Here is a 16466-nt window from a genome sequence, read left to right as displayed (position 1 = left end):
AATTCATTAATTAATTCATATGTAGGATATGCTATAATAATATATAAAAATTCAATAAATAAAAAATTTTTAATTATATTTTTATTAAAGGAGTTTATTATCATTTATGCAAGGAGAGAATTAAATCCTATGAAAAAGAATTTTAACCTTCAAACAAGGATTACTATATTGATTACTGTATTAATTCTTTTTTCAATAAGTATTAGTATTGTGTTTACTAGTCAGTGGTCACTAGACCATATTCAAGAAAAGGTAGAGGGGAATATAAAAAATGTAGCAATGATACTATCAAATTCTCCTGATATTAAAAAGAGTTTAAATGAAAGAGATGCTACTAAAATTCAAAACCATGCAAAGGAGATATTGAGTAGACTAGATGGGGTAGACATCATTACCATAGCGGATATGAATGGAATTAGATATGCCCATCCAAATCAAGAGCGGATTGGAAAGGGATTTGTAGGAGGAGATGAAGTAAAGGTTATAAAGGAAGGGGTATCCTATGTATCTCAGGCAAAAGGGACGCTAGGGGTTTCTATTAGAGCTTTTGAACCTATAGTTTATAAAGATGAACAGATTGGTTTTGTTATGGCAGGGGTGTTATATGAGGATATTCAAAAATTTAGGAGACATGCTTTTTTAACTATGTGTGGTTTTACTTTATTTGGAATATTTTTAGGGATATTAGGAGCATTCATCATTGCAAAGAGAATAAGAGATAGTCTTTTAGGATTAGAACCTGATGAAATTGTTTATTTGTATAGAGAGAATAGGGCAATGCTTAAATCTATAAGGGAAGGAATTATTGCTATTGATGCTAATGGAAGGATTACTTTGGTAAATGATTATGCTATAAAAATATTAAATATTAATAATCCAAATGTAATAGGAGAACATGTGTTAGATGTATTTCCTACTAGCAGATTATTAGAAGTTTTAAAAAGTGGAGAACGGGAATATAACGAGGAACAAATTATTAATGATACAATTATATTAACCAATCGAGTTCCTATAAAGGATGGAGATGAGATTATAGGAGCTATGGCAAGTTTTAATGATCGAACAAAGATTAAACGATTAGCAGAAGAAATTACAGGGGTAAGGCAAATCATTCAAGCCCTTAGGGCAAATACCCATGAATTCATGAATAAATTACATGTAATATTAGGTCTTATTGAATTAAATGAGATCAATGAGGTAAGAAAGTATATTAAAGGGGTCGTAAAAGAACAAGAGCAAATAAGATTTTTCCTTATGAAAAAAATAAAAAATCCAACTATATCAGCAATTATATTAGGAAAATTAAATAGAGCTAAAGAGCTTAAAATTAATATGGAAGTAGCTCCTAATTCCTATCTAGAAAAGCATTACAAAAATATTCAAAATGAAAATTTAGTGACCATTATAGGGAATTTATTAGATAATGCCATGGAAGCTATTATGAAAAAAGGAAAGGATGGGGAAATTTACTTAAGAATTGAAGATATTGATGGTGTTATTGAAATAGAAGTAGATGATAATGGTATAGGCATAAAACAGGAAAATATAGAAAATATCTTTAAAAGAGGATTCACAACGAAGAAGGAAGAAGGCGGTACAGGATTATTTTTAGTTGAAAAAAGTATAAACCAGTTAAATGGCCAAGTTTTTGTAGATTCTAAATTCAAAGAAGGAACAAATATCTTAGTCAGAATACCTAAGGAGGAGAAAAAATGATTCGGGTACTTGTGGTAGAAGATGATCCTATGCTAGCGGAACTCAATAAACGATTTGTGGAAAAAATAGATGGATTTACTGTTGTAGCTGTTTCCAATAATGGAGAAGAAGCTATTAAAAAATTAAAATATGAAAAAATTGATTTAGTCATATTAGATGTGTATATGCCCAAAATCGATGGTATGGAATTATTTAGAAGGGTTCGAAAGCAAAATAAAATGGTGGATTTTATTTTAGTTACAGCAGCCAATGATACGGATAAAATAAATGAAGCCTTAAAATTAGGAGCAGTAGATTATTTAGTAAAGCCATTTGAATTTAAAAGATTAGAAAAAGCATTATTTAATTATAAAGCTAGAAAAAAATTATTTTTTCAAAAGCCCTTTGTGAGTCAAGAAGAAATAGATAAATTGTTTATAGGTGAGTATAAAGAAGAAAAAGAATTAAAAAAAGGATTACATGAATTTACCCTCAATAGAGTGATGAACTTTTTAAAAGAACATGAAAAAGAATTATTATCTAGTGAAACCCTATCAGAAAATTTAGCTATGTCTAAGGTTACTATTCGAAGATATTTAGATTATTTAGAGAATATGGGAAGTATTAAAAAGGAAATAGAATATGGTTCTAGAGGGAGACCGTCTTATCGGTATAGATATATTCATAAAAATAATAAATAAAATAAATAAAACTCGTATTGACAAAATTTTGTCGATACGAGTTTTTTTAATGGGTTCAAGGTATTCTAAATTTGAAAATAATTTAACAATATATTTTTTAATTAGAAAAATATTAGAATAATTTCTTAATATTTTAAAAATAGTCAATTTATCTATAATTAGATATAACAGATGAAGCTAAATAGCTAAGATTAAATAAAGGATAATGGAAAGGAATGAAAAAAATGGATTATGCGAAGAAGGCATTAAAGGTTCATGAAAAGCATCAAGGAAAAATCAGCGTTGTATCAAAATTGGCTGTGACGAATAAAGACGAATTAAGTATAGCTTATACACCTGGGGTAGCAGAACCATGTAGAAAAATTGCAGAAAATAAGGAAGACGTTTATAAGTATACAGCAAAAGGGAATTTGGTTGCTGTTGTAAGTGATGGAACTGCAGTACTTGGTCTTGGAGATATAGGTCCTGAAGCGGCTATGCCTGTAATGGAAGGAAAGGCTGTACTATTTAAAGAGTTTGCTGGAGTAGATGCATTTCCCGTATGCATAGATACAAAGGATGTAGATGAAATTGTAGATTTCGTAAAAAAGTTAGCACCTACTTTTGGAGGAATCAATCTTGAAGACATCTCTGCTCCAAGATGTATTGAAATTGAAACAAGACTTAAGGAAGAATTAGATATTCCCGTATTTCATGATGATCAGCATGGAACAGCTATTGTAACTACAGCAGGATTGATTAATGCATTAAAGCTAGTGAATAAAAAATGGGAAGATTTAAGAATTGTTGTAAATGGAGGAGGGGCAGCAGGCTCTGCAATTGTTAAGATGCTACTGAATATGAACGCAAAGGAAATTTTAGTATGCGGAAGAAAAGGGATTCTCTATAAAGGGGATGAAACAAACAATGCATTAAAAGAGGAACTTGCTCAAATTACAAATCCTAATAATGAAAAGGGGAATTTAGCAGATGCACTAAAAAATGCAGATGTATTTATTGGGGTTTCAGCTCCTAATGTAGTAACCAAAGAAATGGTAGCATCTATGAATAAAGATAATATTGTATTTGCTATGGCCAATCCAATTCCAGAAATTATGCCAGCATTAGCAAAAGAGGCAGGAGCAAGAGTAGTAGGATCTGGAAGATCTGATTTTGCAAATCAAATTAACAATGTATTAGCCTTTCCAGGAATATTTAAAGGGGCATTAGCAGTAAGAGCAAGTGATATCAATGAAGCAATGAAGGTGGCAGCAGCCAATGCTATTGCAGAAATTATTGATGAGGCTGAATTAAATGAAGAATATATTATTCCAAAGCCTTTTGACGAAAGAGTTGCAGAAAATGTTGCAAAATCAGTTGCAAAAGCTGCTAAGGATACAGGTGTTGCAAGAATATAAAAAGGAGGAAAATATATGACATTGAATGAAAATAAAGGGTTTCAAATAATGGGGATTTCTTTACCGATGTTCGCACTTTTAACTATAGTTGTTTTAGGGGCAACCTATATGGGCGCACTTCCAAAGGGGATGATTGGAGCATTTCCTTTGATGATGATTGTAGGTGCAGTTCTTAACGAATTTGGAAATCGTTTGCCAATTGTAAAGGATTATTTAGGTGGAGGAGCAATTGTTATTATATTTGTATCAGCAGCATTAGTTACCTATGGCATCCTTCCAGAAAGTTCGAAAGAAATTATGACTAATTTTATGAAGGGAGAAGGATTCTTAAGTTTTTATATTGCAGCACTCATCACGGGTAGTATTTTAGGGATGGATAGAAAATTATTAATTAGTGCTTCTGTAAGATATTTACCTGTTATTCTTGGAGGCGTTATGGCATCATTAGGACTTACTGGACTTATAGGGTTGATTATGGGATACGGAGCAAAAGAAGCGATTCTTTATATAGCCATTCCGATTATGGGAGGTGGTATGGGAGCCGGTGCAGTTCCTTTATCTCAAATATTTGGACAAGCATTAAATGTAGACCCAGCACAGATGATGTCAAAGATGGTTCCAGCTTTAGCCTTAGGAAATGCTATGGCAATCGTTGTAGCAGGATTATTGGATAAAGTAGGAAAGAAAAAATCTAGTTTAACTGGAAATGGTAAGTTGATGAAATCACAAGAGGCTGTAAAAGAAGAAGCAAGTGAAGAAATGAAGCTTGATTACAAATTGATGGGTATCGGAATCTTATTATCTACTACTTTCTTTGTATGGGGAAAAATACTTGGTAAATTTATCCCAATTCATTCTTATGCTTTAATGATCATCAGTGTTGCTATTGTAAAGGTATTAGGAATTATGCCAGAAAAATATGAAAAAGGTGCATTTCAATGGTTTAGATTTGTTATGACAAATTTCACACCAGCATTATTAGTAGGGATTGGTGTAGCTTATACAGATTTAAATGCAGTGATTAATTCTTTATCTATAATATACATTGTACTAGTATTTACAACTGTAGTAGGTGCAACTATAGGTTCTGCCTTTGTTGGACACTTACTAGGATTCTATCCAATTGAAGCATCTATAACAGGTGGGCTTTGTATGGCAAATATGGGTGGAACAGGAGATGTGGCAGTACTTTCTGCAAGTAAAAGAATGGAACTTATGCCATTTGCTCAGATCTCATCCCGTATTGGTGGAGCGTGTATGTTAATTTTAGCTACGAGCTTATTATCAATATTCTTATAGATAAAAAATCCTCTATCGTATTGATAGGGGATTTTCATATGCACGTATATAAAGTAAATTTTTTTATTTCTAAAGATTAATAAGAATAGGTACTAAAATCGGTACAGAGCTAGATAATATTACCCCTGTAATAAAGGCAATAATAGCTGTTTTTGAGTTTGTAGCATTTGATATAATAGGGAGTGATGTATCCATTGCAGTAGCACCAGCTGGACTAATAGCTTCAAGATCCCCAATGTATCTTGCGATAAATGGTATTGAAATAAGGGCAATGATCTCCCTTGCTACATTGGATATAAAAGCTAAAGCACTAAGCTCTGATGAATATTTCATGAGCATCATAGAAGATAATGTATACCATCCAAATCCAGCCCCTACGGCACTAGATTCATTTACTGGTAAATTTAAAAGAAATCCTCCTACAACACTTCCAATGATACTACCTAGACCAATCATAAAAGGAACCAATAATATTTTTAGTCCCATCTTTTTTATTTTTGAAAAGGCTTCTTTGTTTCTTCCCATGTCAATACCTACAAAGAATAATAATATACATAATCCAATATCAATGATTATGTCTGTATGTTGCAATATATCTGGTGATAAAAATAAATATCCAAATCCGATCCCTAGTCCCACAGATGCTATGATTTTAAAACTCATTTGTAGCTTCCTCCTGTTTACTGTCTTTTACAATATATCCTTTGATACATTTTACAAATAATACGCTAAAAAAAACTGAAAATGCAGATAGAATGACGGCTTGATAGCCTAATTTGAAAAAGGATGATAAAACCTTTTCATCAACACCGATTCTTATGCCCATAATAAAAAGTAAAAAGAAAAGACATAAAGATTGAATGGTATCCATTTTACTAGTAATTTGTTCTTTCAATTTTCCTTTCAATCCTACGAAAGCGCCAATAGCTAAAATAAATAAGTATAGTGCTAGTCTTGTTGCCAATTATTTTTCCTCCTCCCAAACTAGTAAAAAAAGTAAAATTATTTTAATACATTATTCAAAATATCATAATTTACTATAATTTACAAGAAGCATGTGTAATATAAAATGTAAATGTATAAACTATAGTTAAACAAATTTAGAATTTAATGGAGCATACAAATGAAGGAGAGAATTAATGAATTTCAGTTATTTAGCTTAATTGTGTTGTTTGAAATAGGAAGTACCACTCTTTTTGCATTGGGAATAGATGCAAAACAAGACGCATGGATAGCTATTTTATTGGGTATGTTTTTCGGATTAATTTTATTATGGGTTTATACAGAATTGCAAAAAAGTTTTCCTACAAAAAATTTAGTAGAAATTATAATTGTATTAGTAGGAAAAACTATAGGATATCCCCTTGCATTCCTTTATGCATTGTATTTTATTCATATATCCACACATAATCTAAATGAATTTGGAAACTTAGCGATTATAACATTTCTTCCAGAGACGCCATTTGTTGTTGTTGTGAGTATATTTATGTTTATTGTTTTATATGCTTTGTTTTCTGGAATAGAAGTACTTGGACGTATCAGTGTAATCATGATCATTATTGTATTGTTTTTTCTTATAAATATGTATAGTTTGATTGGTATATCTGGATATATTGATCTAAAAAAATTAACACCTATTCTTTCTAATGGAATAAAGCCTGTTTTAGGAGCGGCATATCCTCAAGTAGTCAATTTTCCATTTGGAGAGATGATTGTTTTTCTTATGTACTGGCCTTATGTGAATAAAGAAAAAGCTATCCGTAAAGTATCTTTTTTGGCTGTTGGTATGTCAGGAATTCTTCTTATGATTTCGTTAATTATTATTGTTTCTGTATTAGGGGTTGATGCTGCTTCAAGATCAAATATACCTTTATTAGAGGTAGTCAGAAGAATTAATATTAGAGATGTTATTATGCATGTAGATGCTATAGCTATTGTAAATATGGTTATAGGAGGTTTTTTTAAGATGACTATCTCTTTTTATGGAGGAATATTAGGGATGATTACATTATTTAAAATAAAAGATAAAAGAAGGATCTTGATCCTAGGGGCTATTTTTACAATGTATATCACTATTGTTACTATACCAAGTTTTCCATTTCAACGATGGCTAGGACAAAAGGTTACTACACCCTATATCCATGTACCTTTTCAGATTATATTTCCAGTATTATTACTCATGATTAATTATTTTAAGAGGAAAATGAGTTTGGTTAATGAGGATGATAAAAATGTTTGATGTACAGGCTATAGAACACATGCTTAAGAAAGCTGGATGGTTTCCGAGTATGCTTTTATTGGGAGAATGGATTTTTGTACCTATTATATTTATGGTACTTTTATATCATTTTTTTTTATATATCATAAAAATAACTAGGAAAAATTAATATTCCTAGTTATTTTCTTTCTTGAAGGGAGATATATTTTTTTTCAACGGATACGGTTTTATATGCAGGTCTGATAATTTTTTGATCACTTACGATTTGTTCTATTCGATGGGCACACCATCCAGCAATTCTAGCTGTAGCAAATAGAGGAGTATATAGCTCTGGAGGAATATTTAACATTTCATAAACAAATCCAGAGTAAAGGTCTACATTTGCAGTAATGACTTTATCGGGTTTTAATTCTTTAAAGAGTTCTATGGTCAATTCTTCTATATTTTTATATAAGTTGAATTCTTCTACCCTGTTTTTTTCCATGGCTAATTCGTATGCCTTCTTTTTTAATAAAACAGCTCTAGGATCAGATTTTGTATAAATGGCATGTCCCATTCCATATATAAGTCCTTCTTTATTAAAAGCTTCTTTACGTAAAATCTTTAATAGGTAATCTTTTAGTTTACTAAGGTTATGATAATCAGATACATTTTCTTTTATATTTAAAATCATCTCACGGACCATTATATTAGCACCACCATGTTTGTGACCTTTTAATGAACCAACTGCAGCTGCAATAGCAGAGTAGGTATCTGTACCAGATGATGAAACCACATGGGTTGCAAAAGCAGAGTTATTGCCACCCCCATGATCTGCATGAAGAATTAATGCTAAATCTAATGTTTCTGCTTCTGTTTTAGTATATTGATTGTCTGATCTGGTCATATATAAAATATTTTCGGCTGTGCCTATTCCTTTTTGAGGAGAGTGAATAAATAAGCTTTTATGATCAAAATAATGGGCTTTTGCTTGATAGCCATAAGAGATGATCGTTGGAAATCTTGCAATAAGCTCGATACTCTGTCTTAAAACATTTTTAATAGTGATATCATCTGGATTTTCATCATGAGAGTAAAGAACAAGAATACTTCTTTGGAGTTTGTTCATAATATTTTTACTTGGAATTTTTAGAATCATATTTTCTGTATAACCAGATGGAAGTTGTCTTGTTTCATCGAGCAAATGATTAAAATTATCTAACACATTTTGTCTAGGAAGCTCACCAAATAGTAAAAGATATACAACTTCTTCAAAACCATGTCTTTTTTCTTTTTGAAAACCAGCAACTAAATCTTTAATTTCTATTCCTCTATAAAATAATTGTCCTTCTGCGGGAATCTTTTTATTTTCTTGTAATGAATATCCTTCAACAGAAGCAATATCAGTAAGTCCAACCAATACTCCTGTACCGTTTTTGTTTCGCAAGCCTCTTTTAACATTATACAGATCATAGAATTCTGGATTGATTAAATTGCTTTCTTTAGCTAAAACTGCTAATTTATCAAAAGTGGAAGCATCTTCATTTAATTTGCTTATTTTATTGATAAATTTATTTACTTCAGGATTTGTCATATTATTTTTCTTAGCTATGATAGCTAAGTTGTCGAGGACATTTGCGTTAACCCATTGATTCAACTTATTCATCTCCCTCATATGCTATAAATTTTTAATATTTTCAATGATTCTATTGGTTATATCCATAGTGGAAGATAAACCACCTAAATCTTTTGTAATAAATTTTCCTTCATGAATTGTTTTTATAACAGCGTTGATAATTAAATCAGATTTTTCCGTTTCACCTAAATGATTTAATAGCATAGCAGCGGATAATATAACAGCAGTAGGGTTAGCAATGTTTTTTCCTGCAATATCTGGGGCACTGCCATGTACGGCTTCAAAAATAGCCATATCTTCTCCAATATTTGCTCCTGGAACAAGTCCAAGGCCTCCAACAAGTCCTGCACAAAGGTCTGATAAGATATCACCATAAAGATTTGTAGTAACAATGACTTGGAATTGGCTTGGATTCATGACAAGCTGCATGCACATATTATCTACAATGACTTCTTGAAGGGTAATATCTGGATAATTTTTAGCAATTTCTCTAGCACAATCTAAGAAAAGTCCATCTGTAAGTTTCATAATATTTGCTTTGTGAACAACAGTGACCTTTTCTTTCTTGTTATTTGCTGCGTATTCAAAGGCAGCTTGTGCTATCTTTAGAGATGCAGCTTTTGTAATAATTTTAATGGCTTCAGAAGAATCTTCTGAAAGTTTATTTTCAATACCGCTATAAAGTCCTTCAGTATTTTCTCTGAAAATAACAAGATCTACATTTTTAAAGGGACTAGAGGTTCCAGGAATACTTTTTACAGGTCTTACATTGGAAAATAAATTATATTTTTTTCTAAGGCTTACATTAATACTTCTAAATCCCTTTCCAATAGGGGTTGTAATAGGCCCCTTTAAGGCAAATTTATTTTTTTCAAGGCTTTCATAAACTTCATCTGGAACAAGTACACCTTTTTCTTTATAAACATTGAGTCCTGCATTTACAATATCCCAATCTATTTTGAGTCCTGTAGCTTCAACGACTTTTCTTGCTGCAGTAGTTACTTCTGGTCCGATACCATCACCAGGAATGAGTGTTATTTTGTACATGATCTCACCTATCTTTCTTAATAATCAGTTTCTTTGGCAAAATTTAAATATCCGCCTTGTTTTAATATTTCTATATCTCGCTTTGATCCTTCAAAGATGACTTTAGTTTTTATGTTCTTCGTTTTATTGATTAAAGTCATTTCTATATGATTTTCTAGGGAATGAATGATATCATTTAATTCAATATGATCAAATTCGCCAAATTGTTCATAGATATTTTTATTTTTAAATATCAAAGGAAGGATTCCTGAATTGATTAAATTTGCTTTGTGAATTCTAGCAAAGGATTTTGCAATGACAGCTTTTATACCAAGATATAGAGGAACTAAAGCTGCATGTTCTCTGCTTGACCCTTGTCCATAATTTTCTCCGCCTATTACAAAGCCTCCATTGCTTTTTTTAGATCTTATATGAAAATCATCTATAAGAGTACCAAAACAATACTTAGAAAGCTCAGGGATATTTGATCTAAAAGGTAATAACTTAGCATTAGAAGGCATAATATCATCTGTAGTAATATTATCTCCTGTTTTTAATAGTACTTTTCCCTCAAGTTTTGTTGTAAGTTTTTTATTAAGAGGGAAAGGTTTGATATTTGGACCCATAACTACTTCTAAATCTTTTCTATCATTGTTAGGGTAGATAAAATAGTTATCAGATACATAAAATTTTTCGGGAATTTTAATCATTGGCATATCTCCAAATATTGATGGGTCTGTTAAACAGCCTGTGATAGCAGATACAGCTGCTGTTTCAGGGCTTACTAGATATACATCTGCATTTTTTGTTCCGCATCTTCCCTTGAAGTTTCTGTTAAAAGTTCTAAGGGAGATAGCTTCACTCTTTGGTGCTTGTCCCATACCGATACAAGGTCCACAAGAAGCTTCAAGAATCCTTGCACCAGCAGCAATTAAATCACCAAGGGCACCATTTTCAGCCATCATTTTTAAGATATTGCTTGACCCTGGAGAAATGACTAAGCTTACATCTGGATGAACTTTTTTTCCTTTTAATATTTTTGCTACTTTCATCAAATCGGTGTAGGAAGAATTTGTACAACTTCCAATAGCTATTTGGTCTACTTTTATTTTTTCAAGCTCTGATATAACTGCAACATTATCAGGGCTGTGAGGCATAGCTGTCATAGGCTTTATTTCTTCTAAATTGACTGTGATTTTTTTATCATAAAATGCATCTTTATCAGCGGATAAAGGAGTAAAATCTTTCTCTCTTCCTTGTTTTTTTAGAAAATCTTTTGTGATTTCATCGCTAGGGAAAATAGATGTAGTTGCCCCTAATTCTGCACCCATATTTGTAATGGTAGCTCGATCTGTAACAGATAATTCTGTTACACCATCTCCTGAGTATTCTACAATGTATCCTACACCACCCTTAACTGTAAGTTTCTTTAAAATATAAAGAATAACATCCTTTGCTGAAACCCAAGGATTTAATTTTCCCGTAAGCTCAATGTTTAGTACCTTCGGTGCTTTTAAATAATAATATCCTCTTGCCATACCAATGGCTATATCAAGACCTCCTGACCCCATACTAAGCATTCCTAAACCTCCACCAGTAGGGGTATGGCTATCAGATCCAATAAGGATATTACCAGGACGTCCAAATCTTTCTAAGTGAATTTGATGACAAATGCCATTTCCAGGCTTGGAATAAATAATTCCATATTTTGCTGCAGCTGATTTAATGAATTCATGATCATCGGCATTTTCAAAACCAGCTTGTAATGTGTTGTGATCAATATACGCTACAGATAAATCTGTTTGTATGTCTTTAATTCCCATAGCTTCTAATTGAAGATATACCATTGTACCTGTTGAATCTTGTGTTAATGTTTGATTAACTTTTACAGAAATTTCATTTTCGGGTTTTAATGTTCCTGTGAGCAAGTTTTTTTCAAGTATTTTATATGTTAAATTTTTTGGCATAAGGAGTCTCCTTTCAATTTTCAGTGAGTATGAAATAGATTTATAAAATATATAATCGTATAATTGCATACAATTATATATGTATATTTATCCAATGTCAATAGGAATGTCTATGGAAATATTAAGAAAAATTAATATTTCCAATAGGGTTGAAAAAAATTGTTTCAAAAGACAAAAGCGACAATAATAAGAACTGGATAACTACAAAAATATGTAAAATATGCAAGAAAAATAAAACAATTACTCGAAAATAGAAGGGAAACACAAAAAAATAGAGAATATTATAAAAAAGTATTGACTATGCTGTTCATATTTTATTAGAGGTTTATGACAAAGGGAGTTTTAAATATTATTATGAATTTTACTAGATCGGGATTATACTTTTACTAGGAGGAATGTTTATGAATGAAAAAAAAGGAATACTACTAGAAAGTGGAACAGGGGAATTAGAAGTACTTGAGTTTATTGTGTCAGATAGACACTATGCTATTAATGTTGTAAAAACAAAAGAGATCTTTCAAGTAAAAAATATTACCCAAATACCGAATACTTCCCCTTCTGTAGCTGGAATGACATTGATTCGAGGAAAAACAGTTACTTTAATAGATTTAAAACATGTTCTAGAAAAAGAAATACAATCAAATATTGAAAAAAGTATGGCATTATTGTGTGAATTTAATAAAACAGAGGTAGCTTTTTTAGTAGATAAAGTTGTAGGGATTCATCGTATAGGATGGAATCAAATTGAAAAGCCCGATGAAATCGTTGCAGATTCTCAAGTAATAGGAAATATTGTAATGGATAAGAATATATTAATGCTTTTAGATTTTGAAAAAATATTTATGGATATCAGTTCACCTAATAGAACGTCTTATGGTGGATATGATAAAGGTATTGAAAAGATTCATTATAATAAAAAAAGATCTGATGTTAAATTAGTTTTAGCAGATGATTCTACAACTATTCGAAATTTATTAAAGGATGTATTAACAGAAGCTGGATATACCAATCTTACATTCTTTGATGATGGACAGCAGACCTATGATTATTTAAATAATTTAGCTAAGGAAAGAAGAGAGAGATTTTTAGAAGCGGTTGATGTTCTGATCACAGATATTGAAATGCCTCAAATGGATGGACATACCTTGACACGTAAAATAAAAGAGGATCCTATTTTAGGTAGTCTTCCTGTAATTATATTCTCATCACTGATTACAAATGATCTACATCATAAAGGAACGTCAGTAGGAGCAGATGCTCAAATGAGTAAGCCTGATATAGATAATTTAGTAGAACTTATAGATAATTATACCTTGCATAAAGCATAAAAGAACCCACGGCTGATCCGTGGGTTCTTTTATTAATAGCCTAATGTCTTCTCTACAATAATCACTTTGATTCTTCCTTTAATGCCTTGTCTTCTAATTAAAACATAATCATTACAAATTCTTTCAGGGCTAGCACAATCCGTGCAGTAGCCAAGACTTGCACAGGGAGTTTTTTTATTTAATCTTTTAGCATTCGCAGGTGCAGCCATTCTTCTATTTCTTTCAATGGCTTCATCTACATTTTTTACAATTTTATTAACTCCTACAATAACGATTACTTTCTCTGGACCATAAATCATAGCGGCAACTCTATTGCCAGTTCCATCCACATTATATAATTCACCATTTTCAGTGAGGGCATTACTGCTTGTAAAATAAGCATCAGCAGAAAAAGATTTTCTATAGATTTCTTTAATATCTTCTTTACTCAATCCTTTTTCATAGCGATCTAGAAAGTTATACTTTTCATTTCTAAGAAAATCAATGACACCTGTTTCAAAAAGTGTCATAGAACCTCCAACGGATATTGTATCTTCTTCGTCAATAAGTTCTTTGATTGTTTTTAAAAGTTCATTTTCATTTTTTACATAATAACCTTCCATATTGTTTTTTTCTAAGTTTTCAATTGTTCTTTGTACTTTTTGTTCAATTACCCATTCTGTATTTTGATCCATGTAATCATCCTCCTTTTAAATAATAATAACCGATTAAGGTTTTATAAGGGATATAACCCCTGTGGTATGGATTTTTATAATCTATAAGAAATTATAAAAATTTTGAATATGTGTCTATAATATCATTATAAATGAATGTTATCTATTAAGTAAGTATATACTTTTTATTTGTTTATTAACCATTTAGAAAGTAAAGCCGTTAAAAATGGATAGAAAAGCATAGACTATTATTTTATTTAAGATAGCATGAATTTTGGAACTATATTACATAATTAATCGTTATAGGAAGGAATATCCAAAATTATGTCGAATAATGAAATTATGGATTTAAATGGTATTTTAGAAATCATCATAAGTTATAATCAGAGATATTAAAGTATTTCTAATCATTTGAGACAAAAGGAGAGTGAAGATTATGAAAGCTAGTGGTAAATATTTAACAGGAATACAGGGGAAATTATTTACAGTATTTTTAGCTATTGCACTAATTCCTATTATTATCAGTACAATTATTTTAAGTAATCAAATTAAAAAGAATGCATATGAGGATTTTTCTGATTCAACTATGCAAACAATATTGCAAATAGATAATTACATAAATAGTAATATTGAAGCAATCAAAGAAGAAACTAAATTAGTAGCAACGGATCCTATTATTACAAAAATAGATCATAATATATTCTCTTATCTGAATGCTAAGGGGGATGAGAATGGAGTTGTTAAAGTCATACCACCTATTGAAGGAAGTTTACAAGAAATGATTTTAAAAAGATTAGACCATGTTGGGAAAACTCATTCAAAAATAGAAATCATAGGCATCGGTGTGGAAGAAAATGGGGCTTATATAAAGTGGCCTTTGCCAAAAGAGTGGAAAGCAGGCTATGATGCGCGTATACGTCCTTGGTATCAGCAAGGTATGGAGCATCCAGATAAAGTCTTTGTTACGGATCCTTATAAATCATCTGGTGGACATGCTTTTATGAGTAGTACAGCAGTGATTAAAGACAATGCTGGAAACAAAAAAGGTGTGGTTGCAGTTGTTTTAAGCTTAGAAGCATTAACAAATACGCTTAAAGATATTCATCTAGGAGAAACCGGATATATTATGTTAGTAGATAAAAAAGGAACTATCTTGGCACATCCAAAAAAACCAGAATTAAATTTTAAAAATGTCAATGATGAAGAAGTAAATGGATTAAAAGATATTGGAAATATTCAAAAGGATAGCTTTGAAACTAGAATGGATGGAAAAGATTACTTTATAAAGAGTTATACTTCTCCTGAATTAGGATGGAAAATACTAGGAGTTGTTGAAAAAACAGAGCTTGAAAAACAAGTTCGTGAAATGCAAAAAATGATGATTGTAGGAGTCTGTATATTAGCTATTATTGTTTTCTTTATAGCCTATACAGTTTCAAAAAGATTTTCTAAGCCCTTATTTGCTACAATAGAACATTTAAAGCTTATTGCAGCAGGTGATTTTTCTAAGAAAATGGATGATAAATATATACATCAAAAGGATGAATTTGGTGATTTGATAAAAACCATAAATATTATGCAAACACAAGTAAAAGGATTGATTAAACATGTTGCTCAATCATCTGAACAAGTAGCTACCGCTGCAGAAGAATTTACAGCTATTACAGATGAATCAGTTCTTGCTGTAAATCAAGTAGCCACATCTATGGTGGATTTAGCTCAAGGATCAGAAAAGCAAATGAATGCAGTTGAACAAACTACTAGTGTAATAGAGCATATTTCACAAAGTGTTCAACAAGTAGCATCAAACATTAACATTGTAGCAAATATTTCCAATAAGACTGTAGATGCGGCAAATAATGGAGGAAAAGCCATTGAGACTGCTGTAAATCAAATGAATACCATTGAAAAATCTACTATGGAATCTACTGAAGTGGTTGTGCAATTAGACAAGCATTCTTCAGAAATTAGCCAGATTGTAGATGTGATTGTTGGTATTGCAGAGCAAACGAATTTACTTGCATTGAATGCTGCTATAGAAGCAGCTCGTGCAGGAGAACAAGGGAAAGGATTTGCCGTTGTAGCTGAAGAAGTACGTAAATTAGCGGAACAATCTGAGGGCGCAGCTAAACAAATTGCTACATTGCTTGGTGAAATAAGTGTTAGTACAGAAAGAGCTGTTACCGTTATGAGCGAAGGTGGGGAACAAGTAAAATTAGGAAAAGAAGTGGTTGTTCATGCAGGAAAATCCTTTAAAAATATTGAGAACCTAATTATGCGTGTTTCTACTCAAGTTCAAGAAATATCTGCTAAAATGCAGGAAATGGCAAGTGGTAGTACGCAAATAGTATCGTCTGTACAAGAGATTGAGGCAATCAGCCAAGAAATAGCTAGTGAAACACAAAACGTATCAGCATCATCAGAAGAACAGGTGGCTTCAATGAGAGAAATTCAATCTTCAAGTGAAGCTCTAGCAAAAATGGCTCAAGAAATGCAGGATACTGTGAATAAATTTGTTATTTAAGAAAAACTCATCTATCTTTGTTGATAGATGAGTTTTTCTTTAT

General features: G+C 31.3%; 14 protein-coding genes. 8 read left to right on the top strand and 6 right to left on the bottom strand.

Annotation, left to right across the window (positions count from 1 at the left end):
- The first annotated feature begins 129 nt into the window (after positions 1-129).
- From K7H06_RS14145 to K7H06_RS14130, 4 genes are all read left to right on the top strand, one after another.
- Positions 130-1716 carry an ATP-binding protein gene (locus tag K7H06_RS14145; RefSeq protein WP_223036685.1) on the top strand — a complete coding sequence of 529 codons (1587 nt, stop codon included), beginning with the start codon at positions 130-132 and terminating at the stop codon, positions 1714-1716.
- A complete protein-coding gene (locus K7H06_RS14140) occupies positions 1713-2396 on the top strand; it encodes a response regulator (protein ID WP_223036684.1) in 684 nt (227 codons plus the stop codon). The genes K7H06_RS14145 and K7H06_RS14140 overlap by 4 nt, the downstream gene beginning before the upstream one ends.
- A gap of 224 nt (positions 2397-2620) precedes the next feature.
- A complete protein-coding gene (locus tag K7H06_RS14135; protein ID WP_223036683.1) occupies positions 2621-3793 on the top strand; it encodes an NAD(P)-dependent malic enzyme in 1173 nt (390 codons plus the stop codon).
- 15 nt (positions 3794-3808) lie between these two features.
- The gene (locus tag K7H06_RS14130; protein WP_223036682.1) at positions 3809-5092 is read left to right on the top strand and encodes a 2-hydroxycarboxylate transporter family protein; all 1284 of its coding nucleotides are present in this window, start codon (positions 3809-3811) and stop codon (positions 5090-5092) included.
- Positions 5093-5161: 69 nt separating this feature from the next.
- On the opposite strand, the gene K7H06_RS14125 is transcribed toward K7H06_RS14130, so the two are convergent.
- Positions 5162-5755: a LysO family transporter gene (locus K7H06_RS14125; protein WP_223036681.1), complete on the bottom strand. Its 594-nt coding sequence runs from the start codon at positions 5753-5755 to the stop codon at positions 5162-5164.
- A complete protein-coding gene (locus K7H06_RS14120) occupies positions 5745-6056 on the bottom strand; it encodes a LysO family transporter (protein WP_223036680.1) in 312 nt (103 codons plus the stop codon). The genes K7H06_RS14125 and K7H06_RS14120 overlap by 11 nt, the downstream gene beginning before the upstream one ends.
- A 159-nt stretch (positions 6057-6215) precedes the next feature.
- On the opposite strand from K7H06_RS14120, the gene K7H06_RS14115 reads away from it, so the two are divergent.
- Together K7H06_RS14115 and K7H06_RS14110 are read left to right on the top strand one after the other, a co-directional pair.
- The gene (locus K7H06_RS14115; protein ID WP_223036679.1) at positions 6216-7331 is read left to right on the top strand and encodes a GerAB/ArcD/ProY family transporter; all 1116 of its coding nucleotides are present in this window, start codon (positions 6216-6218) and stop codon (positions 7329-7331) included.
- Positions 7324-7479 carry a hypothetical protein gene (locus K7H06_RS14110; protein WP_223036678.1) on the top strand — a complete coding sequence of 52 codons (156 nt, stop codon included), beginning with the start codon at positions 7324-7326 and terminating at the stop codon, positions 7477-7479. Before K7H06_RS14115 ends, K7H06_RS14110 begins: the two co-directional genes overlap by 8 nt.
- Positions 7480-7488: 9 nt before the next feature.
- Here the strand turns inward: K7H06_RS14110 and K7H06_RS14105 are convergent, their stop codons facing one another.
- From K7H06_RS14105 to K7H06_RS14095, 3 genes are all read right to left on the bottom strand, one after another.
- Positions 7489-8883, bottom strand: a complete 1395-nt coding sequence (locus K7H06_RS14105; protein ID WP_223040033.1) for a citrate/2-methylcitrate synthase — start codon at positions 8881-8883, stop codon at positions 7489-7491.
- 84 nt (positions 8884-8967) lie between these two features.
- Complete coding sequence (locus K7H06_RS14100; protein ID WP_223040032.1) at positions 8968-9975, bottom strand: isocitrate/isopropylmalate dehydrogenase family protein; 1008 nt, start codon at positions 9973-9975, stop codon at positions 8968-8970.
- Between the two features lie 14 nt (positions 9976-9989).
- Positions 9990-11918 (bottom strand): aconitate hydratase, encoded by a 1929-nt coding sequence (locus tag K7H06_RS14095; protein WP_223036677.1) that lies wholly within the window; start codon positions 11916-11918, stop codon positions 9990-9992.
- Positions 11919-12319: 401 nt separating this feature from the next.
- Here K7H06_RS14095 and K7H06_RS14090 point away from each other — a divergent pair, with 401 nt between their 5' ends.
- The gene (locus tag K7H06_RS14090) at positions 12320-13246 is read left to right on the top strand and encodes a chemotaxis protein (protein WP_223036676.1); all 927 of its coding nucleotides are present in this window, start codon (positions 12320-12322) and stop codon (positions 13244-13246) included.
- A gap of 32 nt (positions 13247-13278) precedes the next feature.
- On the opposite strand, the gene K7H06_RS14085 is transcribed toward K7H06_RS14090, so the two are convergent.
- Positions 13279-13920 carry a lactate utilization protein gene (locus tag K7H06_RS14085; RefSeq protein ID WP_223036675.1) on the bottom strand — a complete coding sequence of 214 codons (642 nt, stop codon included), beginning with the start codon at positions 13918-13920 and terminating at the stop codon, positions 13279-13281.
- A 415-nt stretch (positions 13921-14335) separates the two neighbouring features.
- On the opposite strand from K7H06_RS14085, the gene K7H06_RS14080 reads away from it, so the two are divergent.
- Entirely contained in the window at positions 14336-16423 is a 2088-nt protein-coding gene (locus K7H06_RS14080) for a methyl-accepting chemotaxis protein (RefSeq protein WP_223036674.1), read from the top strand.
- Positions 16424-16466 lie beyond the last annotated feature (43 nt).

The sequence above is a fragment of the Crassaminicella profunda genome (genome assembly GCF_019884785.1).
Classification (GTDB): Bacteria; Bacillota; Clostridia; order Peptostreptococcales; family Thermotaleaceae; genus Crassaminicella; species Crassaminicella profunda.
The sequence above is the reverse complement of the archived record's forward strand: the minus strand, read 5'-3'. Positions and strand labels throughout refer to the sequence as shown.

What these genes read in the sequence shown, in the direction of transcription:
- K7H06_RS14115 (WP_223036679.1), top strand. Translation starts at nt 6,216, where the DNA reads ATGAAGGAGAGAATTAATGAATTTCAGTTATTTAGCTTAATTGTGTTG.
- K7H06_RS14105 (WP_223040033.1), bottom strand. Translation starts at nt 8,883, where the DNA reads ATGACAAATCCTGAAGTAAATAAATTTATCAATAAAATAAGCAAATTA.
- K7H06_RS14140 (WP_223036684.1), top strand. Translation starts at nt 1,713, where the DNA reads ATGATTCGGGTACTTGTGGTAGAAGATGATCCTATGCTAGCGGAACTC.
- K7H06_RS14130 (WP_223036682.1), top strand. Translation starts at nt 3,809, where the DNA reads ATGACATTGAATGAAAATAAAGGGTTTCAAATAATGGGGATTTCTTTA.
- K7H06_RS14085 (WP_223036675.1), bottom strand. Translation starts at nt 13,920, where the DNA reads ATGGATCAAAATACAGAATGGGTAATTGAACAAAAAGTACAAAGAACA.
- K7H06_RS14110 (WP_223036678.1), top strand. Translation starts at nt 7,324, where the DNA reads ATGTTTGATGTACAGGCTATAGAACACATGCTTAAGAAAGCTGGATGG.
- K7H06_RS14125 (WP_223036681.1), bottom strand. Translation starts at nt 5,755, where the DNA reads ATGAGTTTTAAAATCATAGCATCTGTGGGACTAGGGATCGGATTTGGA.
- K7H06_RS14145 (WP_223036685.1), top strand. Translation starts at nt 130, where the DNA reads ATGAAAAAGAATTTTAACCTTCAAACAAGGATTACTATATTGATTACT.
- K7H06_RS14090 (WP_223036676.1), top strand. Translation starts at nt 12,320, where the DNA reads ATGAATGAAAAAAAAGGAATACTACTAGAAAGTGGAACAGGGGAATTA.
- K7H06_RS14080 (WP_223036674.1), top strand. Translation starts at nt 14,336, where the DNA reads ATGAAAGCTAGTGGTAAATATTTAACAGGAATACAGGGGAAATTATTT.
- K7H06_RS14135 (WP_223036683.1), top strand. Translation starts at nt 2,621, where the DNA reads ATGGATTATGCGAAGAAGGCATTAAAGGTTCATGAAAAGCATCAAGGA.
- K7H06_RS14095 (WP_223036677.1), bottom strand. Translation starts at nt 11,918, where the DNA reads ATGCCAAAAAATTTAACATATAAAATACTTGAAAAAAACTTGCTCACA.